Source organism: Mesorhizobium sp. M0923, assembly GCF_040319365.1.
GTDB lineage: Bacteria > Pseudomonadota > Alphaproteobacteria > Rhizobiales > Rhizobiaceae > Mesorhizobium.
This window is the reverse complement of the sequence record NZ_JAMYNW010000003.1, coordinates 1-15,631: the sequence shown is the minus strand read 5'-3', so window position 1 is coordinate 15,631 and position 15,631 is coordinate 1. Positions and strand designations below refer to the sequence as shown.

Annotated in this window: 19 protein-coding genes and 2 pseudogenes; 7 read left to right on the top strand and 14 right to left on the bottom strand. The window is 59.5% G+C overall.

Annotated features, from left to right (window positions below):
* The first annotated feature begins 104 nt into the window (after nucleotides 1–104).
* Nucleotides 105–968 (top strand): alpha/beta fold hydrolase, encoded by an 864-nt coding sequence (locus NKH89_RS06045; RefSeq protein WP_245278662.1) that lies wholly within the window; start codon nucleotides 105–107, stop codon nucleotides 966–968.
* A gap of 650 nt (nucleotides 969–1,618) precedes the next feature.
* Here NKH89_RS06045 and NKH89_RS06040 read toward each other — a convergent pair.
* The gene (locus NKH89_RS06040) at nucleotides 1,619–1,942 is read right to left on the bottom strand and encodes a glycosyltransferase family 9 protein (protein WP_352908503.1); all 324 of its coding nucleotides are present in this window, start codon (nucleotides 1,940–1,942) and stop codon (nucleotides 1,619–1,621) included.
* Nucleotides 1,943–2,372: 430 nt separating this feature from the next.
* Here NKH89_RS06040 and NKH89_RS06035 point away from each other — a divergent pair, with 430 nt between their 5' ends.
* Entirely contained in the window at nucleotides 2,373–3,089 is a 717-nt protein-coding gene (locus tag NKH89_RS06035; protein WP_352908502.1) for a pentapeptide repeat-containing protein, read from the top strand.
* Nucleotides 3,090–4,364: 1,275 nt separating this feature from the next.
* Here NKH89_RS06035 and NKH89_RS06030 read toward each other — a convergent pair.
* From NKH89_RS06030 to NKH89_RS06010, 5 genes and pseudogenes are all read right to left on the bottom strand, one after another.
* Nucleotides 4,365–4,571: a hypothetical protein gene (locus NKH89_RS06030; protein ID WP_352494221.1), complete on the bottom strand. Its 207-nt coding sequence runs from the start codon at nucleotides 4,569–4,571 to the stop codon at nucleotides 4,365–4,367.
* Nucleotides 4,572–4,803: 232 nt separating this feature from the next.
* Entirely contained in the window at nucleotides 4,804–5,769 is a 966-nt protein-coding gene (locus NKH89_RS06025) for a Vgb family protein (protein ID WP_352908501.1), read from the bottom strand.
* Nucleotides 5,770–6,049: 280 nt separating this feature from the next.
* Nucleotides 6,050–6,160: pseudogene (locus NKH89_RS06020) on the bottom strand (pyocin activator PrtN family protein); the annotation flags it as partial.
* Nucleotides 6,161–7,363: 1,203 nt separating this feature from the next.
* Nucleotides 7,364–7,561: a hypothetical protein gene (locus NKH89_RS06015; RefSeq protein WP_352494223.1), complete on the bottom strand. Its 198-nt coding sequence runs from the start codon at nucleotides 7,559–7,561 to the stop codon at nucleotides 7,364–7,366.
* 13 nt (nucleotides 7,562–7,574) lie between these two features.
* Nucleotides 7,575–7,868, bottom strand: a complete 294-nt coding sequence (locus NKH89_RS06010; protein ID WP_065012366.1) for a GYD domain-containing protein — start codon at nucleotides 7,866–7,868, stop codon at nucleotides 7,575–7,577.
* Between the two features lie 74 nt (nucleotides 7,869–7,942).
* Between NKH89_RS06010 and NKH89_RS06005 the strand changes: the two genes are divergently transcribed.
* Both NKH89_RS06005 and NKH89_RS06000 read left to right on the top strand, forming a co-directional pair.
* Nucleotides 7,943–8,107, top strand: a complete 165-nt coding sequence (locus tag NKH89_RS06005; RefSeq protein ID WP_352494243.1) for a L,D-transpeptidase — start codon at nucleotides 7,943–7,945, stop codon at nucleotides 8,105–8,107.
* Nucleotides 8,108–8,234: 127 nt separating this feature from the next.
* On the top strand, nucleotides 8,235–8,639 hold the full coding sequence (locus NKH89_RS06000; RefSeq protein WP_352908500.1) for an antibiotic biosynthesis monooxygenase family protein: 405 nt from the start codon (nucleotides 8,235–8,237) through the stop codon (nucleotides 8,637–8,639).
* 144 nt (nucleotides 8,640–8,783) lie between these two features.
* Here NKH89_RS06000 and NKH89_RS05995 read toward each other — a convergent pair whose 3' ends face one another.
* The 3 genes from NKH89_RS05995 to NKH89_RS05985 form a co-directional block, all read right to left on the bottom strand.
* Nucleotides 8,784–9,209: a GNAT family N-acetyltransferase gene (locus NKH89_RS05995; protein WP_352494225.1), complete on the bottom strand. Its 426-nt coding sequence runs from the start codon at nucleotides 9,207–9,209 to the stop codon at nucleotides 8,784–8,786.
* Between the two features lie 113 nt (nucleotides 9,210–9,322).
* Nucleotides 9,323–10,147: a methyltransferase domain-containing protein gene (locus tag NKH89_RS05990; RefSeq protein WP_352494226.1), complete on the bottom strand. Its 825-nt coding sequence runs from the start codon at nucleotides 10,145–10,147 to the stop codon at nucleotides 9,323–9,325.
* Nucleotides 10,148–10,508: 361 nt separating this feature from the next.
* Nucleotides 10,509–11,189: an MBL fold metallo-hydrolase gene (locus NKH89_RS05985; protein ID WP_352496611.1), complete on the bottom strand. Its 681-nt coding sequence runs from the start codon at nucleotides 11,187–11,189 to the stop codon at nucleotides 10,509–10,511.
* Nucleotides 11,190–11,251: 62 nt separating this feature from the next.
* Here NKH89_RS05985 and NKH89_RS05980 point away from each other — a divergent pair, with 62 nt between their 5' ends.
* Entirely contained in the window at nucleotides 11,252–11,500 is a 249-nt protein-coding gene (locus NKH89_RS05980) for a hypothetical protein (RefSeq protein ID WP_352496612.1), read from the top strand.
* Nucleotides 11,501–11,765: 265 nt separating this feature from the next.
* On the opposite strand, the gene NKH89_RS05975 is transcribed toward NKH89_RS05980, so the two are convergent.
* The 4 genes and pseudogenes from NKH89_RS05975 to NKH89_RS05960 form a co-directional block, all read right to left on the bottom strand.
* Nucleotides 11,766–12,068: a hypothetical protein gene (locus tag NKH89_RS05975; RefSeq protein ID WP_352496627.1), complete on the bottom strand. Its 303-nt coding sequence runs from the start codon at nucleotides 12,066–12,068 to the stop codon at nucleotides 11,766–11,768.
* Nucleotides 11,986–12,201: a hypothetical protein gene (locus NKH89_RS05970; protein WP_352496613.1), complete on the bottom strand. Its 216-nt coding sequence runs from the start codon at nucleotides 12,199–12,201 to the stop codon at nucleotides 11,986–11,988. The genes NKH89_RS05975 and NKH89_RS05970 overlap by 83 nt, the downstream gene beginning before the upstream one ends.
* Before the next feature lie 694 nt (nucleotides 12,202–12,895).
* A pseudogene (locus tag NKH89_RS05965) lies at nucleotides 12,896–13,170 on the bottom strand (DUF4062 domain-containing protein); the annotation flags it as partial.
* A 223-nt stretch (nucleotides 13,171–13,393) separates the two neighbouring features.
* Entirely contained in the window at nucleotides 13,394–14,065 is a 672-nt protein-coding gene (locus tag NKH89_RS05960; RefSeq protein ID WP_029356805.1) for a Crp/Fnr family transcriptional regulator, read from the bottom strand.
* Between the two features lie 224 nt (nucleotides 14,066–14,289).
* On the opposite strand from NKH89_RS05960, the gene NKH89_RS05955 reads away from it, so the two are divergent.
* The gene (locus NKH89_RS05955; RefSeq protein ID WP_352496614.1) at nucleotides 14,290–14,451 is read left to right on the top strand and encodes a hypothetical protein; all 162 of its coding nucleotides are present in this window, start codon (nucleotides 14,290–14,292) and stop codon (nucleotides 14,449–14,451) included.
* A 526-nt stretch (nucleotides 14,452–14,977) separates the two neighbouring features.
* On the top strand, nucleotides 14,978–15,217 hold the full coding sequence (locus NKH89_RS05945) for a hypothetical protein (RefSeq protein WP_352496615.1): 240 nt from the start codon (nucleotides 14,978–14,980) through the stop codon (nucleotides 15,215–15,217).
* Between the two features lie 167 nt (nucleotides 15,218–15,384).
* On the opposite strand, the gene NKH89_RS05940 is transcribed toward NKH89_RS05945, so the two are convergent.
* A partial coding sequence (locus tag NKH89_RS05940; RefSeq protein WP_352908499.1) for a hypothetical protein occupies nucleotides 15,385–15,631 on the bottom strand: 247 nt, incomplete at its 5' end.

Below are 15,631 nucleotides of genomic sequence, written 5' to 3'. Positions count from 1 at the left end.
TTGGAAGTCAGTTGCCGCGTCTATTTTTCCACGGAACCTTCCAGCGAGAGCATCGTAAACAACGGGATGCGGGAGGTTGCAGCCTTTCGATCAAGGAGGCAAAATTGCGACACCGCCAAGTCAAAGTTAACGGAGACGCTATTTTCTTTCGCGAGGACGGCCCGGCCGACGCTCCGGTGCTTCTGCTGCCGCACGGCTATCCCTGCTCGTCCTATCAGTTTCGAAGGCTGATGCCTGGACTGGCAGATCGCTGGCACACGTTCGCGCCGGATTTTCCTGGCTTCGGTTACAGCGCCACGCCCGACATGGCTGCATTCGGCTACGATTTCGATGCCTATGCCGGGTTTCTGGCGGCTTTCGCTGACGCGCTCGGCCTATCCCGCTATGCGCTGTGGCTGCACGACTATGGCTCGCAGATCGGATTGCGCCACGCCATCGCCTATCCGGAGCGCGTTGCCGCGCTTATCATCCAGAACGGCGACATCTACGAAGACGTGCTCGGCCCGAAATACGCAGCCATCAAGATGTATTGGAACGATAAGACGTCCGAGAAGCATCGCCCGCTGGAAGATGCGGTCAGCGAGGAGGGCTTCCGGCACGAGTTCATCGGTGAAGTTGGCGAGGCCGTGGCCGAGCGCGTGCCACCGGATCTGTGGAAACTCCATTGGCCTCTGATGGACACGCCAGCCCGTCGGCGGCTTGCGGTCGGCCTGATGGAGAAGCTGGAGGGGAACCTCAACTGGTTCCCGAAATACCAAGCTTATCTGCGCAAACGGCAACCGCCGACACTGATCGTCTGGGGTCCCGAGGACGGCTATATGCCGGCCGCATCGGCCCGCGCCTACAAACGCGACTTGCCGCAAGCTGAGTTCCACCTCCTCGATGGCGCCGGCCACTGGCTTCTGGAAACCCATTTCGATGAGGCGCTTGCGTTGGTGCGCGACTTCCTTGCACGCGTCCACGGCTGATGACCGATGCATCCCTCGGGTAACCTATTGAAAGCATGGTGAACCGACCGGTCTGTGGCGAACCAGTCTCCGTTTGATATTTCCTGCTAACAGGCAAAAAGCAGGGTATTTGTGCGAATGCGCGCTTTGGGCGGGCAGAACATCAATATCTTGTCGCGATGTCAGCTACTTAGTGGGAGATTTCCTGCGCGAGGCGTCAGGGAATATCGACCAGATTTGCGTGAATATTCGCGGCCGCCGGTGAATTAACAGGGAAATCCGTTGTCGTTATGTGGGATGCGATTGCCGTTAGCTGGGATCGAATGTTCGTTATCCGGGAACGCGCTGCCGTCTTGCGGAAAATGAACGCGCAATAACGGTTCGAATCGCGCTTGCGAGGGAATGCAATGCTCTCACCCGGAAAGACCTTGTCATAGCGCGGGAGGCGATTGTCGACTCGCAAGAGGCTATCTCAAGGCGATGAGCAGTAACCGACGGCGGGGGTGAATAGGGGTATTTTGCTGACTTGGCCGTTCATGAGACGCAGAGTGTAGTTTACGATATCTCGGTTCTGGATCGAGGCCCGGCTTTGATCTGATGGACCTAGGCCGCTCGCCGTCGATCCGGCCAGTTGTTAGGTCCGCCGCTTCAACGAACTAGCTGAGCTGAGCTTAACGATTCGGTATTGATTTGAGCGTTTCGAACTCGATCAGGTCGAGGGTAGCTGTGGTGACCTCCTCTACTCGCACGCGATGCACACAGTAGACGCCACCGGGATTGTTCGGCTTGCACAAGTTGGGAGCAGCGCATTGGCAGGGCAGCCGAGGCGCCACGATCCGATGCGGAACTCCGAGCGGCCCCCAAATGTCCGGCGGTGTCAAGCCGTAAAGGCCGACGACAGGAGTCCCTACTGATGCCGCCAGATGCATGGAACCACTCTCATTTCCTAGAAAGATAACGGCGTCGTCAAGCAATGCCGTCAGTGCGACTAGCACCCCGTGCCGGGTCAACCTCGCCGTCGGGAAGTACCGACCGGTGCGGAACCAAGCGGATTCACGCTTGTCGGCAGCGGACGCCGGCGGTTGGCGGTCTGCACTCGAGCAGGCTCCCAATTAGCGAGACAAGCGTCCAGAGCGGAGGCCAATCTTGGCACGCGACTTCGCCAGCCTGAACGACCGCTCTCCTCGGCTTAGTCAAGCATACCTACGGAATGATGCGCCTGGCCGGTGACAAATGAATCTCTGCTGGACCGCCGATATGGGGAGGCGCTCGCAAATCGCGCCCTACGCGCGGGTTGATCTGTTGATCAACATCAAAGCTTGAATATGAGAAATGCGCCAACTGTGACGGCAGTGGTCACCGTGGCTCGAGTGTCAGCAGATGTGGTAAGGGTGAGTGTCGGCGAGTAGCAGAGGTCCAGCAACAATGACTTTGAGGCGAACCAGAGCTTACGGCACATCCGGCTTGGTTCTAGCGGTTTGCACTGTGTTTGCTTGGCAGAACGCCGCTGCCGCTCAAAATTGCGACGCAGCCGCGACGCCTGGCGTCAATTGGCAAGAGTGTGACAAGAAGCTTCTCATCCTAGAAGGACAGGACCTGAGCGGGGCGAACCTGTTCGGTGTTGATTTCACTTCGACCGACCTCAGGAACACCAATCTCCGTGCGGCAAATCTTGAGAAGGCAACTCTTGTGCGTGCTTCCTTGGCCGACTCGACCGCCAAAGGCGCCCGGTTCGACAGAATCGAGGGCTACAGGACCGACTTCAGCCGTATGGACGCGCAGAGCGCTGTGTTTGCGAGCGCGGAAATGCAGCGCTCGAATTTCCAGGACGCCAATCTGACCAATGTTGATTTCACAAAGGCAGAACTGGGGCGTGCGCAGTTCCATGACGCCGATATCAGCGGCAGCCGCTTCTCGTTTGCCAATCTCGCACGGGCGGACTTCCGAGGAGCGAGGTTCACCGCGCCGATAGACTTTGACCGCGCCTTTTTCTTTCTGACCCGTATCGAGGGTGTCGATCTTTCCAATTCGGCGGGTCTGTCCCAGTGGCAGCTCAACATGGCTTGCGGAGACGCCCGGACCGAGTTGCCTTCTGGCTTGACGAGGCCTGAAGATTGGCCCTGTCAATTCCAGCAGGAATAGTTGTCGGCAAGCGAACTGCGGCAATGCTGCACCCGACAGGATTCGAACCTGTAACTTCTGCCTTCGGAGGGCGCAGATCGTCCGCCAAAGTGGCACGTTTCTGCGGTATTGCTATTGGCGAAATCGCGGCCGAAGGGTGTTTGTGCCCTTCCGTTCACCGCTACCGGTTCAATCGAACCGGTAGCTCCTGTCCGAATAAGTGGCAGCAACTCTTGTATCGTCGAGAATGACTACCATCGTCGTGATTATCATTCAGAAGCCTGGCACCAACGCGTCGATCATACTCTAGCTCGGTCCATCACGACCGACGGTTCATCGATCCCACCCCTCCCGCCGCCTGCGGGTGGTGAAGGCCCGCAGGCGGCAACCCACTTTGGCCTCGAAACGACGGAAAGTCATAAGACAAGCGGTTCATTCAGCAGCTTGGTGAGTCCGTTCGACCGACGTGTACTCGTTTGTCGAAGGTTCAGGAATACAGTCGCAACGGGCTCACTATGTGATCTGGAAGGTCAACTGCTGATCCTCCCGCTCAACTCCTAATGAACCAGCGGTTGCGGGGCGAATGGCGCTCCAGGCCGCTACTTGGGCGACGAATGGAGGCATTCACTCACGACCGCTGCGGGTTCTTCGACGACCCGCTGTCGTATGACATACCCTGCGTAGACACGGCTTGTGAAAACGCGCGATAAGGTCGGCCTGCGCTAGATTCAAAGATGGCCGGCGCACCAGAAGATGGCACACCGAATGTGCAACGCAATGCTTGGCTTCGCGGCACTTGCCCTAGCCGCGTGCCAATCGGCTCCTGAAACGCCGCAACCCGCCACTCTCGAACCTGCGTTAGAACCTGGTGCCATTCCTCCCCAACCTGCCTTGGTTCCTTCCGGCTCAGCAATCATGCATCAATCCGTGGCGGTCACTCTCCCTGGCAAGGGCGTTCCAACAAAGTACGCTGCTTTTTCGGGTCTATGGGCCGGACGATTGGATGGGATGTATGACGCCAAACTTGCTGTTCAGACGATTTCTTCCGATGGGAAGGTGACGGTCACCTATGCGTGGGGAAATCTGGGCGACAACTATCCGGGAGAGGCCGCCGGCTTGAGCGCCTACCGAATGGCGCGGACGTCAGTTTTGTTATGCTGTCCGACGGAGCCCTCGCCGGAACCGTTAGGCTTGCTGGCCAGACCTACACGGGCGCGTACCTCAGGCAATGATCAAAGACGCATCTGAAGGGCTATGGAGAGGGCCAAACGACTGTTCCAATTTTGCAGCCTGTTGTTACCGGAGTGGGGGCCGTGCAGGTCGTGATCCCCAGATGTGAGCCACAACTCGATGCAAATGATCGTTGAACTTCTTGCCCGCCGCCTTGACGGCAAGCGCGGCCTGATCACCCTTCGCCTCCCGAATGACGGCCTCGATGCTCTGGCGGTTGATATGCGAGAAATAGCTGTCGCCGGTCGGCTCGAACCATTTCGCCATGTTCACCGCAAGAGCCTATCCAAGCCGGTCTGCGTGCTCGAAAGCGCCTTTCCGGTCATAGCAATGAAGCTTCCGCACAGCGTTGACGGAATGAGCCGCCGCAAAAGGGGCGGCGCCGATCCGCGATGCGGATCCGCGTCGATCCTGCACGGAGCGCGGCGCTAGCAGCGCGGAGGAAGGACGGGAGACCGAACTTCGCCTTGCTGGCGCTAATGAAGCCGCGACTGGGACCGGCGCCTCACTTGGCGGAGACGGTGCGGATCACGACCAGCCGGTCGGCCCCGGATTCTGGCAGCCAAACCTCTCCGCGGCGTCCATTGATCTGACGGACATCAGCGTTTTCCGTGGACTTGGGGTACGTCGTAAACTTGTCTGTCTGCGGATCGAACGCGTGCACGGCATTCCCTCCGAAATCGGAGAGCCAGACAATGTCGCGCTCGTCCACATAGACCGCATAGGTGCGAGGAAGGTCGCCGGGCAAACGCCAAGCGTTCCAGCCGCCGTCATGGGGGTCGTAGACCGATACCTGTCCCGCGTTCCATTCCGAAATCCAAAGCCGTCCCCGGCTGTCCGACCACACGCGGCGCGCCCCCTGGTCCGGGGTCGGAGGCTCGATCACTCGAGCTTCACCGCTCTTGCGGTCGATGCTTGCCAGATAGCTGCCGGCGAGCGACACGAAGTAGACGTCTCCGTTGGGGGTCGCAGTAATCCCGTAGGGGCCGCGGCCCTCTGGAGCGTGGAAAATTTTCATGTCGCCCGTCGCAGGGTCGAGCCTTCCGTAGATTCCGCTCTGCCCGGTGAACCAGAGGAGGCCGTCGCCGTCGAAGGCGGCAGTATTGAGATTGGCGTAGCCGACGTCCTGCGGAAGCGCCCACACCTTGATTTCCTCGGTTGTCGAGTCGAAGCGCACGATCGCGTTGAGCCCGCCATCGGTTATCCACGCGTCACCGTCCGGACCCTGGATGACACCGTGAGGGCTGGATCCTTCGCCAAGCGGTACTTGGCGAACCTTGCCGGTCTCGGGATCGAGAATACCCAGTGCCCCCTGTTGCTGGGCCGTGTACCAGATGTCTCCGTCGGGCGCGGGCGCGACGTCATGGGGATGCGCGCCCTGCGGGAGACTGTAGACCTGACGTTCCTGCGCGCCGGCCGGGAAGGCGGCAGGGCTGGCGGCGAGTGCGATAAAGCGGAAGAGGCGGCGCATGAGAACTCTCCATGCTGCGGCATGTGCCACTACTCTAGGCGCAAAGTTCGTCGCGGCAATGACGGATCGGGAAAATCACGGCGCCCTGCACTGCGTTTCACCGCCCCGCGGATCGACCAATCCAGCCCTGCTGTTGGGGCATTTTTGGGGTTCGACTGACGCGCTTATGGAACCCAACCCGGCTTGACAAGGATGCGTATTCAACAGGCGCAATGCGCCAAAAGCTTTGGCGCGAAGGGCAAGCATCTTGCCGATACGGCCATAGCCGAGGATGCCAATGCTGAATCAATTTCGGCGGCGTCAGGTGGGAGAAATAGTCTCGGCAGACGTCATCGATCGGGATGATGGCCTTACCACCATACTGAGCCATCAAAAGCAGTGCCGTGTTCATGCCGGGTTACCACCTAAGTCTGGAACCCTAGCAAGCCGCCCGACGGGTTCAACCTTCCGTCACGGCCGGGCAGGGGAGGGCGTGCAAAACGGTAGGCGCGACCTAAGAAGCGGTCGGGCTCGAGTCAGTAGAGGGATACCGCCAATACAGTGCTGTGACCGAGTTCGTTTGCTGACGGGGCTTCTTAATCGGTGCAAATTGGTCCGACTCCAACCTCCGCAACCAGTTCCAGCATAAATCACTAATAGTCGCGATCTGATCAAAGCCCCGCCGGAAAAAACGGCAAGGCTTTTCCCACGGCAGGTTTGCGAAGCGCGGAAGGGCACTCTGCCGCCCAGAGTAACCAGCCTGCACGGTGAAGACGAGAAGGACGCTCTTCCTAACGCGGAATTCGAAACCCTCCCGGCCCTCTATAGACCGCCGATTGCCGCACAAATCGCAGCTGAGCAATGATCTTCTGGCCATCGCCGAGACCAAGATAGCAGAGGACAAGAACGGGCTGGCGGAGGACTCCCCACCTTTTTGCAAGGCTGATTTTCACCCAGCCACCACTCTCGTCCATGCCGGTCTTGAGGTCGGGGTGCGGCGCAGCACTGCGCTGCAGCCCTGCCTCGCGGCGAGCAGCGGGTGTGCAACCGGAGTGGGCGCCTTCGCGGGGAACCGGCTGCAGGGAGCAAAGCGACCGAAGTTGGGCGGAAACGCTCCGAAGCGCGCCGAGGGCGGAGCCCTAAGCCTCTCGATGCTTCAACTCAAAGGACAGTCTTCCATCTTTCTCGGACCTTCGCCGACGGTCGCCGGTCAAGAAGTTGTGACCCAATGCCGCCTTTCCGGCGCCGATTTTCCTCTCCAAACCGGACCTTCCTCGCTACCAGCGCTTGTGACCCTTTTCGGAACAACCGCCCAAGACGAGGGACCGGCGCTGACAGTTCGGCTGACGATCGGCGCGACGATGCTGCTTGCCTCGATATCACGCTTTGCCACCCCGCCAGCGTCCATAACGCCAGACGGAAGCCGGCGCCACGCGCACGAATTGACTCTGTCCCCAGGCGGGGGCTCACTACAGCCGTGAATCGAGAGGCATCAGCAGCGAGTTCGCCGTCGATGCGCGCGTACTGCGGACCATAAAAGTTAGCACCGGCACTTGTATAGCTACCGTTATCCTTAGACATATCAGATCGCTCCTTAAGCAAGCCGATAGTCTACCTACGTGGGTATGCGCGAGCTCATGACTAACCCGCGTCCAAGCCTGGCTTCAGTATGCTTTCGAGCAGCAAAGCGCACCAGCAGCCGCCGATATACTTGATGCCGGCCGCATGTCCCATCAATCCACGTTTTGATCGCGATCGCGATCGCGATCGCGTCGGCCATTTGCCTGCGCCAACAGTCGGCCGCGATCTTCATTGCCGCTTCTTTTTCAGCCCATCTTGGCAATGACCTTTGCCATATCGTTGGCGTCGAACGCTCTTAGGGTCTGCGTTCGGACGTTGCCGAGCGAAGCTATCGATAAGCTGAGCGCGGTCGCGGCAATATCATCGTCGGCTTCGGCAATCGCGACCACGTCGTGCTGACCGAGCGTCCAGTAAAGCGAATGTACTTTGACCCCGCTTTTGGCCGCCATCTCCTTGAATGCTTCAGCACGCTTTACGGTGTCCTTGACTGTCTTAGCCCCCTGATCTGTGAAGTTGGTGAGCAGCACATAGTAGGCCATGTTATCCTCCCATAAACAGGGAGGCGTGCGGGCGCTTCGGCGACCGCCGTGTCTCCCATCTCTAAGCATAGCACATCCACGGCACGCCCGAACCGGGCAAGATCGGCACGACTTTCTCGCATGGCTGCATCCGACTGACCAACTGGGATGCCGAAGACCTCGGCTCGATCGTGCAGCCGGGCACGAAAGTCGACTTCAAGGACGGGATGGCCCACGCCGCCGACGAGCGCGCTCAGTAGCAAAGCGAACTTGGCGAGCAGACTTGCCCTTCACAGCCATACCTAAGGAAAGTCGCAGAATTGGACGCAGCGCGCGCTTCGCGCACAGCAACTCCGCGCGTCTTGGAACAAGGAGAGACCGGCAGCGTTGGGCCTGCAGCCGACTGAGATCGATTTGGCCGAAGCTACTGTCCCGCAATTTCGCCATCAATCCAGCGAGGTTTCCATGACACACATCCGAGCCGACAACCAGCCAGTCACCCAAATCACCATCGTCGATTCTGAACCGGACAAGCAGTCCGAGGCATTGTCCATCATGGCCGAGCGAGCGCGCTTTATGGCGCGTCAGCCTGGGTTCATCTCAATCAGCCTGCATCGCAGCCTCGACGGGCGGCGCATCGTCAACTATGTCCAATGGCAAAGTCGCGATCTCTTGCGAGCGGCTCATCATGCGCCGGAATTCCGCAAGGAATGGGGTCACTTCGATCAGTTGACGGACGAGATCTATCCCAATCTGTACGAGGTAGCCGAGGTGATAGAGAGTGGTCAGTAGGCGTGCCGCCCCCGCAGATGGCGCACCATTCGCGTTTGCGGAGGAGAAGCTTTCAAAGCAGACACTGACTGATGGCGGACTTTTTCAACAAAATCTGTGGAAAGTTGCAGTTCGATCAACGTGAGTACGACTGGGACTCGGGCATCATTCAACCTGTATCAGCCCTTCCATCAATACCGCAGGGAACGAGTTGCTTGGGGTCATCGGGAGCTCGATCTGCACAATCCGGGTCAGCCCAAAGCTCTCGTAGAACGGCTCCGCGTTCAGGCTCGAATACGCTTGAAACATTTTTGCTCCAGCCTTGGCTGCCGCCTGCGCGCATTCGCGAAAGATGGCGCGACCAGTACCTTTCTTAACTACGGCCGGATCGGTCGCAAAATGCCTCAAATGGGCAACGTCGGGGGTGATTTCTTCTGTGCCGGGACGCTCGAGTGTCCATCCGCCACACCCCAAAATGCGCCCCCATTCTTCCGCGACATAATAGGTGCCCGACGTCAGCAGCTCCGGGTTCGCCTTCGTCATAGCAGGCAAGGATCCGGCGAGGACCTCTTGGCTATAGGCGGCGGCCATGAGCGTAGGATAAGCCCTCTCGAGGAGCTGATCGATCAGTGGTGCATCCTCTAGATATGCCCTTCGAACTTCCACTCGCTCTTCCTTTTGCTCATGGCGCCACGTCAGCTGCGCTATTTGCGTGCGAGCAAGACGTGAGCCTCTTGGGGGAACATCAGCTCCCCTCCAGTTGAATAGATTGCCAGCGAGGAACTTAGATCACCCGTGATCGCTGTGATGACTGCGTCGCGATGTCCGGCATCCATTCCGCTCACCAGTCCAGCCTGGGGAGTTGCTGCTAGCTGTAGTCGCACGTATTCCTTTGGCGAGGGGAAACCGATGTTCTTGGTAATCGTGTGGACGGTCACATGGCGAAAGCCCGCGCCAGCCACCAATCGGTAAAGCTCGTCAGCATCGGCGAGTGAATGCTCGGACCGTTTGGTTGCCGAAGCGCCTGGACCGAGATGTCGATCCAAGGCATCTGCCAGCGCCTTCGCCGCAGGAGTTTGGTCAATAGCGCTGAAAACGCTTAAGGCCAGTCGGCCATTAGGCACCAGCACCCGGAACATCTCACGTAGCGCACCCGATCGGTCCGGGAAAAACTGCAGTCCGAGTTGGCAAAGAACCAGATCGAAGGTGGAGTCAGGGAACGGCATTTCGAGTGCGCTTCCCTCGCACCAGTCGATACGCGGTCCAGCGCCTCTCGGGAGCGATCGAGCAACGGCAAGCATGCCCGTGTTGATGTCGAGGCCGACGACCTGCCCATTTCCCATGCGCTCGGCCGCCGAGCGTGCCACCACGCCCGTGCCGCAAGCTACGTCCAGAACCCGCTCACCAGATTGAGGCGCAGCACGATCCACCAGGTCGGCAGCCCACAGGGCGGTAATTGCCGGGACCAGGTAGCGCTCGTAGAGTTCCGCGGCGCTGCCTTCCAGCTGCCACTGCTCCTGCTGGGCCATAGAGTCCCTCCCGCACAACGAGCCGCTCGGGCAACGGGCCCGATCAGAGCTTGGGGCAGCCATCATAAAGCGCGTGTCGGTCAACCAGCAACCCGCGATGGAAACAACAAGGATACAGAGCAGACCGCTAGTAAGGTCCGCTCACCCACTAACGAAACCTCTACTGCTGTCTCGGCGAATGCCCGAAAATGGTGGGGAGTTGCCGACCGACATCGGGTCAAATGCGACCTGGAACTTGAAAGCTCAGGACCAAAAGGGCCAACACGGTAGCCCCCAAGTCCTTCAATATGCATCGGAAGGTGGCGCTGTGGCTCGGTCAGCCGTCGCCGTCCAGTTGGCAACGGGCAGTGTGGCAGGGATATTACCCCTCGGCTGCGAATACGTAGCCGTTGCCATCCTTGGACAGCGTGCCGGCGTTCGGCATCAACCAGTGAGTACCCGAAATGGTGAGCTTGTCGGCGACCGCGCGATCGAAGATCTTCCTTCGCGTTTCGACAGCCAGTTGCGGATCCTGGTCGATAGCAAGCTGCCACTCGGGATTTGTTGAAATGTGGGGCGCAAGATTGACCACGTCAGCGCTGATCAGGAACTGTTTGCCGCCCGAGGTGACCAGATGCGCGACCATTCCCGGGCTATGACCGGGGGCCTGAACGGCGTGCACGCCGGGCAGGAGTTCTGGTTCTCCCTCAAAGGTCCTGACGTTTTTCCACGTCGCCACGGTAGCCTGAATGCGCTGGGCGAGGCCCTTGCGCGTCGGTCCGAGATCGATCGACTCGACTCCCGGGCGCGTCCACCATTTCAATTCCGCGGCGGGCACCACGATGTCGGCATCCGGGAAGACCTGCGCATTGCTCTCATTGTTCATGAGGCCATAAATGTGGTCGCCGTGGAGATGGGAGATCAGGATCGTCTTGACTGCCTTGGGGTCAAGGCCCGCCGCGGCCATGCTCTCGAACAGCCGGCCGTTCCCCTCACCATAAATCGGATGACCGCCCGTACCCGAGTCGATCAGGACCACTTGATCGCGCAGCTTGAGCGCCATGACGATAAACCGCAGGGGCGCCTGATTGTCGGGAAAACCGGCACCACGCAACGCGGTCTTGATTGTTCGACGCTGACATTCCTGACCATACCCTCCCGCAGCGGAACGTCACGCATGCCATCAATCAGAGAGAAGACTTCAATGTCGCCAACCTTGTATTTGCGGAAAGGTTGAGCGACGGACTGTTGAGCGCAAGCCGCGTCGACAAACGCGATCGGATTGTCGAGTCCAAACGCAGCGTAAGCACCGGCTGCGCCAAGTGTCAGGTCGCGACGCGAGATATCGAAAATCCTTCCCCGCTGACTGAATGATCGAGTATATCAACGGCGGTGGGCACTGCACAACGTCGGCTTTGGGTCCGCATCAGGTCGCAGCGCGAACGGCAGGTTTGGAGAAGCGCCATGAAGGTCAGCAAATGGCGCTCTGTGCTCGTTGCCGCCGACCGATTCAAACGGCAGGGCCTAACCCATCTCGGCCATTCGCGGCATAGCCAGAATGACTGAGTTTTACCCTAGTCTTCCTCCCGAAAATCCTGCAGCGAGGCATGGCGCAGATTCTCCTCGCCGCGGAGATGCTTCACGGGCCGATCAGCCCCGGCTTGACCCATTGCATCGCCGGCCGTTTCATCCCGTTTGGCGCAGGCCCAGAATGCTCCTGTACGCGCTCCCAGAGGCGTTCCCGCATCTCCCGGTTCAAGGTGATAAAGGCGCTCCCGACATAGCGTCCTGTGCCACGCTCGGCCATTAGGGCGAAAGCCGGCTTTCCGGGTTCACGCTCGACGCCGAGCAACTCGTATTCATCGATGCTGTAAGCCTTGGTCTTGTGCCAAGCCGTCGAATTGCCGCTCCGGTATTTGCTGTCCTTGCGCCTCGACACCATGCCTTCGAGCCCCGCCTGGTCTATCAGGTGGGAAGATCGCCTTAGCCTCGCCGGGAAGCGCCTGGCTGAATTGGATACGGCCACCGTCCGGGATCATCTCGGCAAGGAACTCGCGGCGGTCCTCCAGCGCCATGTCGCGCAGGTCGTGACCATTGAGATGCAGAAGATCGAAGGCGACGAATAGAGGTCGTGCTGGCGTTGGGTGATGGCTTTCCGCAAGGCTCCGAAGTCAGACAGGCCAGTCTCGTTCAATACGACGATCTCACCGTCGATGGCGCTTTCCACGTCCAGTTCAGCGGCGGCCTTTGCGAGGGCGATGCCGATGGCGAAACTGTCCGAAGGCGACACGATCACGATGACTGGCGAGGTGACGCTTGTTCACGATGACGGGACCGGTTCGGCTTCACGGCTACGACGTTCCGGTGACGACGCGCGGGGAACGCCTCGCCGAAATACCGGACCTCTCCACCGCGTCCGCCCTCGGCAATCGCGACAGCATGCTTGGCTTTCGACACATCGACACCGACGTAAAAAACGTTATCTTGCTCCATGGCCCGTCCTTTCTTCGCTTGGGGCTCGGCTCGGCACTCCCGAGCAACCCCCGTTTGCTTAACAGCTGCAAAGACTAAGGGCGGGCCGCCGCTCAGAGTCATAACGTCTAATAGCCATCGCAACCTTACCCGCCAAATCGTCCTTGTTGCGCCAATATTTGACGAGCTTCTTTTCATACAGCTTTCGGAATCTCTCGAGTTTGGCCTTTTTCTCGAACTCGACCTTTCCGCGGCCCACGTCTTGCGAGCACCGCCTTCGAGTAAAAACGCCACGGTAGGCACGTCTTGGGCGACGGCGTACTCGTACTCCATCTGGGTGTAGCTCTTACCCTTCAACTCTGAGCCGTACCGCTCTGCTACGATGAGTACGTAGTAGTCGCTGTCATCGATGCGCCGCTTAATGTATCCCATTGAGTGTCGTCGCTGGCTTGGAATGCCTCCATCCCCACAGGAATATGCCCGGGGTTAAGAACGGCCTCGATGACCGACCGTCTTTCGTCCACCAAATCGGCGTAGGTCGAGCTGACGAAGATTTGGTATTTAACGTCCATGCGGCTTCACCCTTCGATCCGCCCTTGTAAGTCTGCAAGCAGGCTGGGGATAACGTTCCGTGCCCGCATCAAGAAGCCGAGTCATGATTCTTGCAAGGGGTGAAGCGATCAAAGCCCGACCCGCGCGCTGGCACGCTAGGTTGCCCGGTTTGCCGGAAGGAATAATCACTTGCGGCCGAGGAGTATGAAACGTGCTGTGCCCCCGCCGCAGCGACAGCCTTCGCTATTCCTTCTTGTCGACCAGCGCCCGTAGTGCCGAGACGTCATGCAGCAATAACCTGCTGCCGCGCTTTTCGATCAGGCCTCTCTTGGCGAGGTCGCTCATTTCGCGCGAGACCGCTTCCCTGTGCGTGCTCATCGTTGCCGCCAGCTCGGAATGCGTCGGTGCCGGGCTTATGGACACCTCGCCGTCCACGAGTGCGGCTTTCTCCGCCCGATGCAGGAGCTCGACGATCAGCCGTTTTCGCACGACCAGAGTGCTGTATTCGAATACCCGCTCGGTCATGCGCCGGAGTTGGGCAGACAGATGCTCAAGCAGCATCCAGGCAAAAGTCGGGTGGGTCATCACGATATCCCGGAATGCTGTGCCGGACAGCCGTGCAGCGCGGGTTGCCTCCAGCGCGACTACGCTGGCAGAGCGTGCAATCCCGTCAATGCCTCCGAGCTCCCCGAAAATGTCACCCGGTTCGACATCGCGATACGCTATCTCCCTGCCGTCCGCTGAAACCAGTGTCACGCGAGCCCGTCCTTCCAGCAGGAAGAAGACATCGCGACCAGTGTCGCCGTGGGAAATGATTAGCTCGTTGTGTCGATAGCTGCGCTCGTGCCACCGTTTGGTCAGCGCGGCGAGGTCGGCATCGCAAAGTCTTGAGATGAAGGCCAGAGAGCCTGTCACAACGGTCTCTTGTTCAATCAAGTGTACTTCACCTTACTCCCTATCCAAGGAAATTTGATGGCCGCAGGCCCCGCTTTCCGGGATGCAAACTGGGAGCGGATTTCGCCAATGTTTTCCCCGGTGTGGGAATTCCCACAGCCGAGCCTGGTTCGACTGTCATATCCTTGTTGCAACGTCAGGCCCGCCGGCTCGTGTGCAAGCCGGCGAAGGGAAAGGGAACAGTCATGAAATTCTTGGCTCCCGTCACAAAACTTGCTGCGGGGTTTCGCAAATTCGTCGCGCCGCGCTACCGCCCGGAGCTTTATTACATGCGTGGCCCGGGGCCAGCCACCGCCCGCCGTATGGGCGCGCCGCGGCAAAACCAATCCATCGACCACTACGCCTAACTTGCCTCGCGGACGGCTGACGCTCTCGCCCGGAGTGCCGTTCGCGCCGTTCCGTACCGGTCAATTCAGATCAATGAAGGGACGATCTGATCATGGTTATAATTCATGCTGCCGCCATTGGTCCATTTCGCAGGTGGTTACGCCTCCGCGCCGAGCGAAAAGCTCTCTTGTCGGCAACGGACCAGTTGAGCCGTTTACCCGATGACGTTCTTGGCGACATCGGCATCTCACGTGACGAAATCATGTGCGCTTTGCCAAGCCGCGCCATCCGTCATGCGGAGGCAGGCGCGGCCGGCACGACGATCGAGCGCACCAGGATCGCTTCGGCCTCGATCCCGAAACGGTTGGCCGCCGGCAGTGGCTACGCCTCGGCCGAGATCCCCTTTGGCTGGTTCACGAGCGCGCGATCGAGCCTTACATCGCGGCTTCGACAAGCAGCGGCGCGCGGACGGGACCTTCGAACGGCACTACACCTGCGACCCCAGGGACTGAATGTTGACCGACGGGAGCTGGGGAGGATCTCAAAATGATCATGTCAGTTGTTAAGTCCCTCGCGCCTGTGACGCTCGGCACCGTGCTGATCGCAATCAGTCCGGCTTCATTGTCGGCTTCTGACGCTCAGGACCTCGCGTTCGCTCACGCTGACATGCCAATCAAACAGCTGAAAGACGTCTATTTGGATTGCGAGCGGGAGGCCGCCGGTGCGCTGGGGACGGAAGACGTGATGTACTGTTCGATGCGCGAGTTCCGACTAGGCGCGCGATAGCAGTTTGCGCATAATCAACGATGCATGGCCTTCTGCACCGTGCGACGCGGCCCTGCGATCGACCACTTCGAACCATGTTTGGACCGCGCACTTCGCCGATCAGCGCAGTAACCAACCCGCGGAGTTCCGCGAGCGACAGCCTTCAAACGAATCAGTCGGTGGTAGCGTCACGCATAGGGTGAATCACGAACGCGCTCGCCTGCAAACCCCTTCGCCCGGAAATCTGCCCCGGTTACGCGGTTCGCCAGCAGACTGACAAGGAGCGGCTTCAGCCGATCGCCGATGCTATTTGTTATCTTTGTGCCGAATGGCATCTGTGGACGCCCCTTCGGACGCAAGCGATTTTTTTGGCGGTAGGCACGATGTCGGATGCTGCCATCTGTCCGGCCTCCTGATGCAGCCATCGGCTGCGGG

Coding starts and splice junctions, on each gene's coding strand:
- NKH89_RS06035 (WP_352908502.1), top strand. CDS start 2,373: ATGACTTTGAGGCGAACCAGAGCTTACGGCACATCCGGCTTGGTTCTA.
- NKH89_RS06025 (WP_352908501.1), bottom strand. CDS start 5,769: ATGCGCCGCCTCTTCCGCTTTATCGCACTCGCCGCCAGCCCTGCCGCC.
- NKH89_RS06015 (WP_352494223.1), bottom strand. CDS start 7,561: ATGAAGATCGCGGCCGACTGTTGGCGCAGGCAAATGGCCGACGCGATC.
- NKH89_RS06010 (WP_065012366.1), bottom strand. CDS start 7,868: ATGGCCTACTATGTGCTGCTCACCAACTTCACAGATCAGGGGGCTAAG.
- NKH89_RS05995 (WP_352494225.1), bottom strand. CDS start 9,209: ATGGCCGCCGCCTATAGCCAAGAGGTCCTCGCCGGATCCTTGCCTGCT.
- NKH89_RS05990 (WP_352494226.1), bottom strand. CDS start 10,147: ATGGCCCAGCAGGAGCAGTGGCAGCTGGAAGGCAGCGCCGCGGAACTC.
- NKH89_RS05985 (WP_352496611.1), bottom strand. CDS start 11,189: ATGGCGCTCAAGCTGCGCGATCAAGTGGTCCTGATCGACTCGGGTACG.
- NKH89_RS05975 (WP_352496627.1), bottom strand. CDS start 12,068: ATGGTGTCGAGGCGCAAGGACAGCAAATACCGGAGCGGCAATTCGACG.
- NKH89_RS05970 (WP_352496613.1), bottom strand. CDS start 12,201: ATGGCGCTGGAGGACCGCCGCGAGTTCCTTGCCGAGATGATCCCGGAC.
- NKH89_RS05955 (WP_352496614.1), top strand. CDS start 14,290: ATGAAATTCTTGGCTCCCGTCACAAAACTTGCTGCGGGGTTTCGCAAA.
- NKH89_RS05945 (WP_352496615.1), top strand. CDS start 14,978: ATGATCATGTCAGTTGTTAAGTCCCTCGCGCCTGTGACGCTCGGCACC.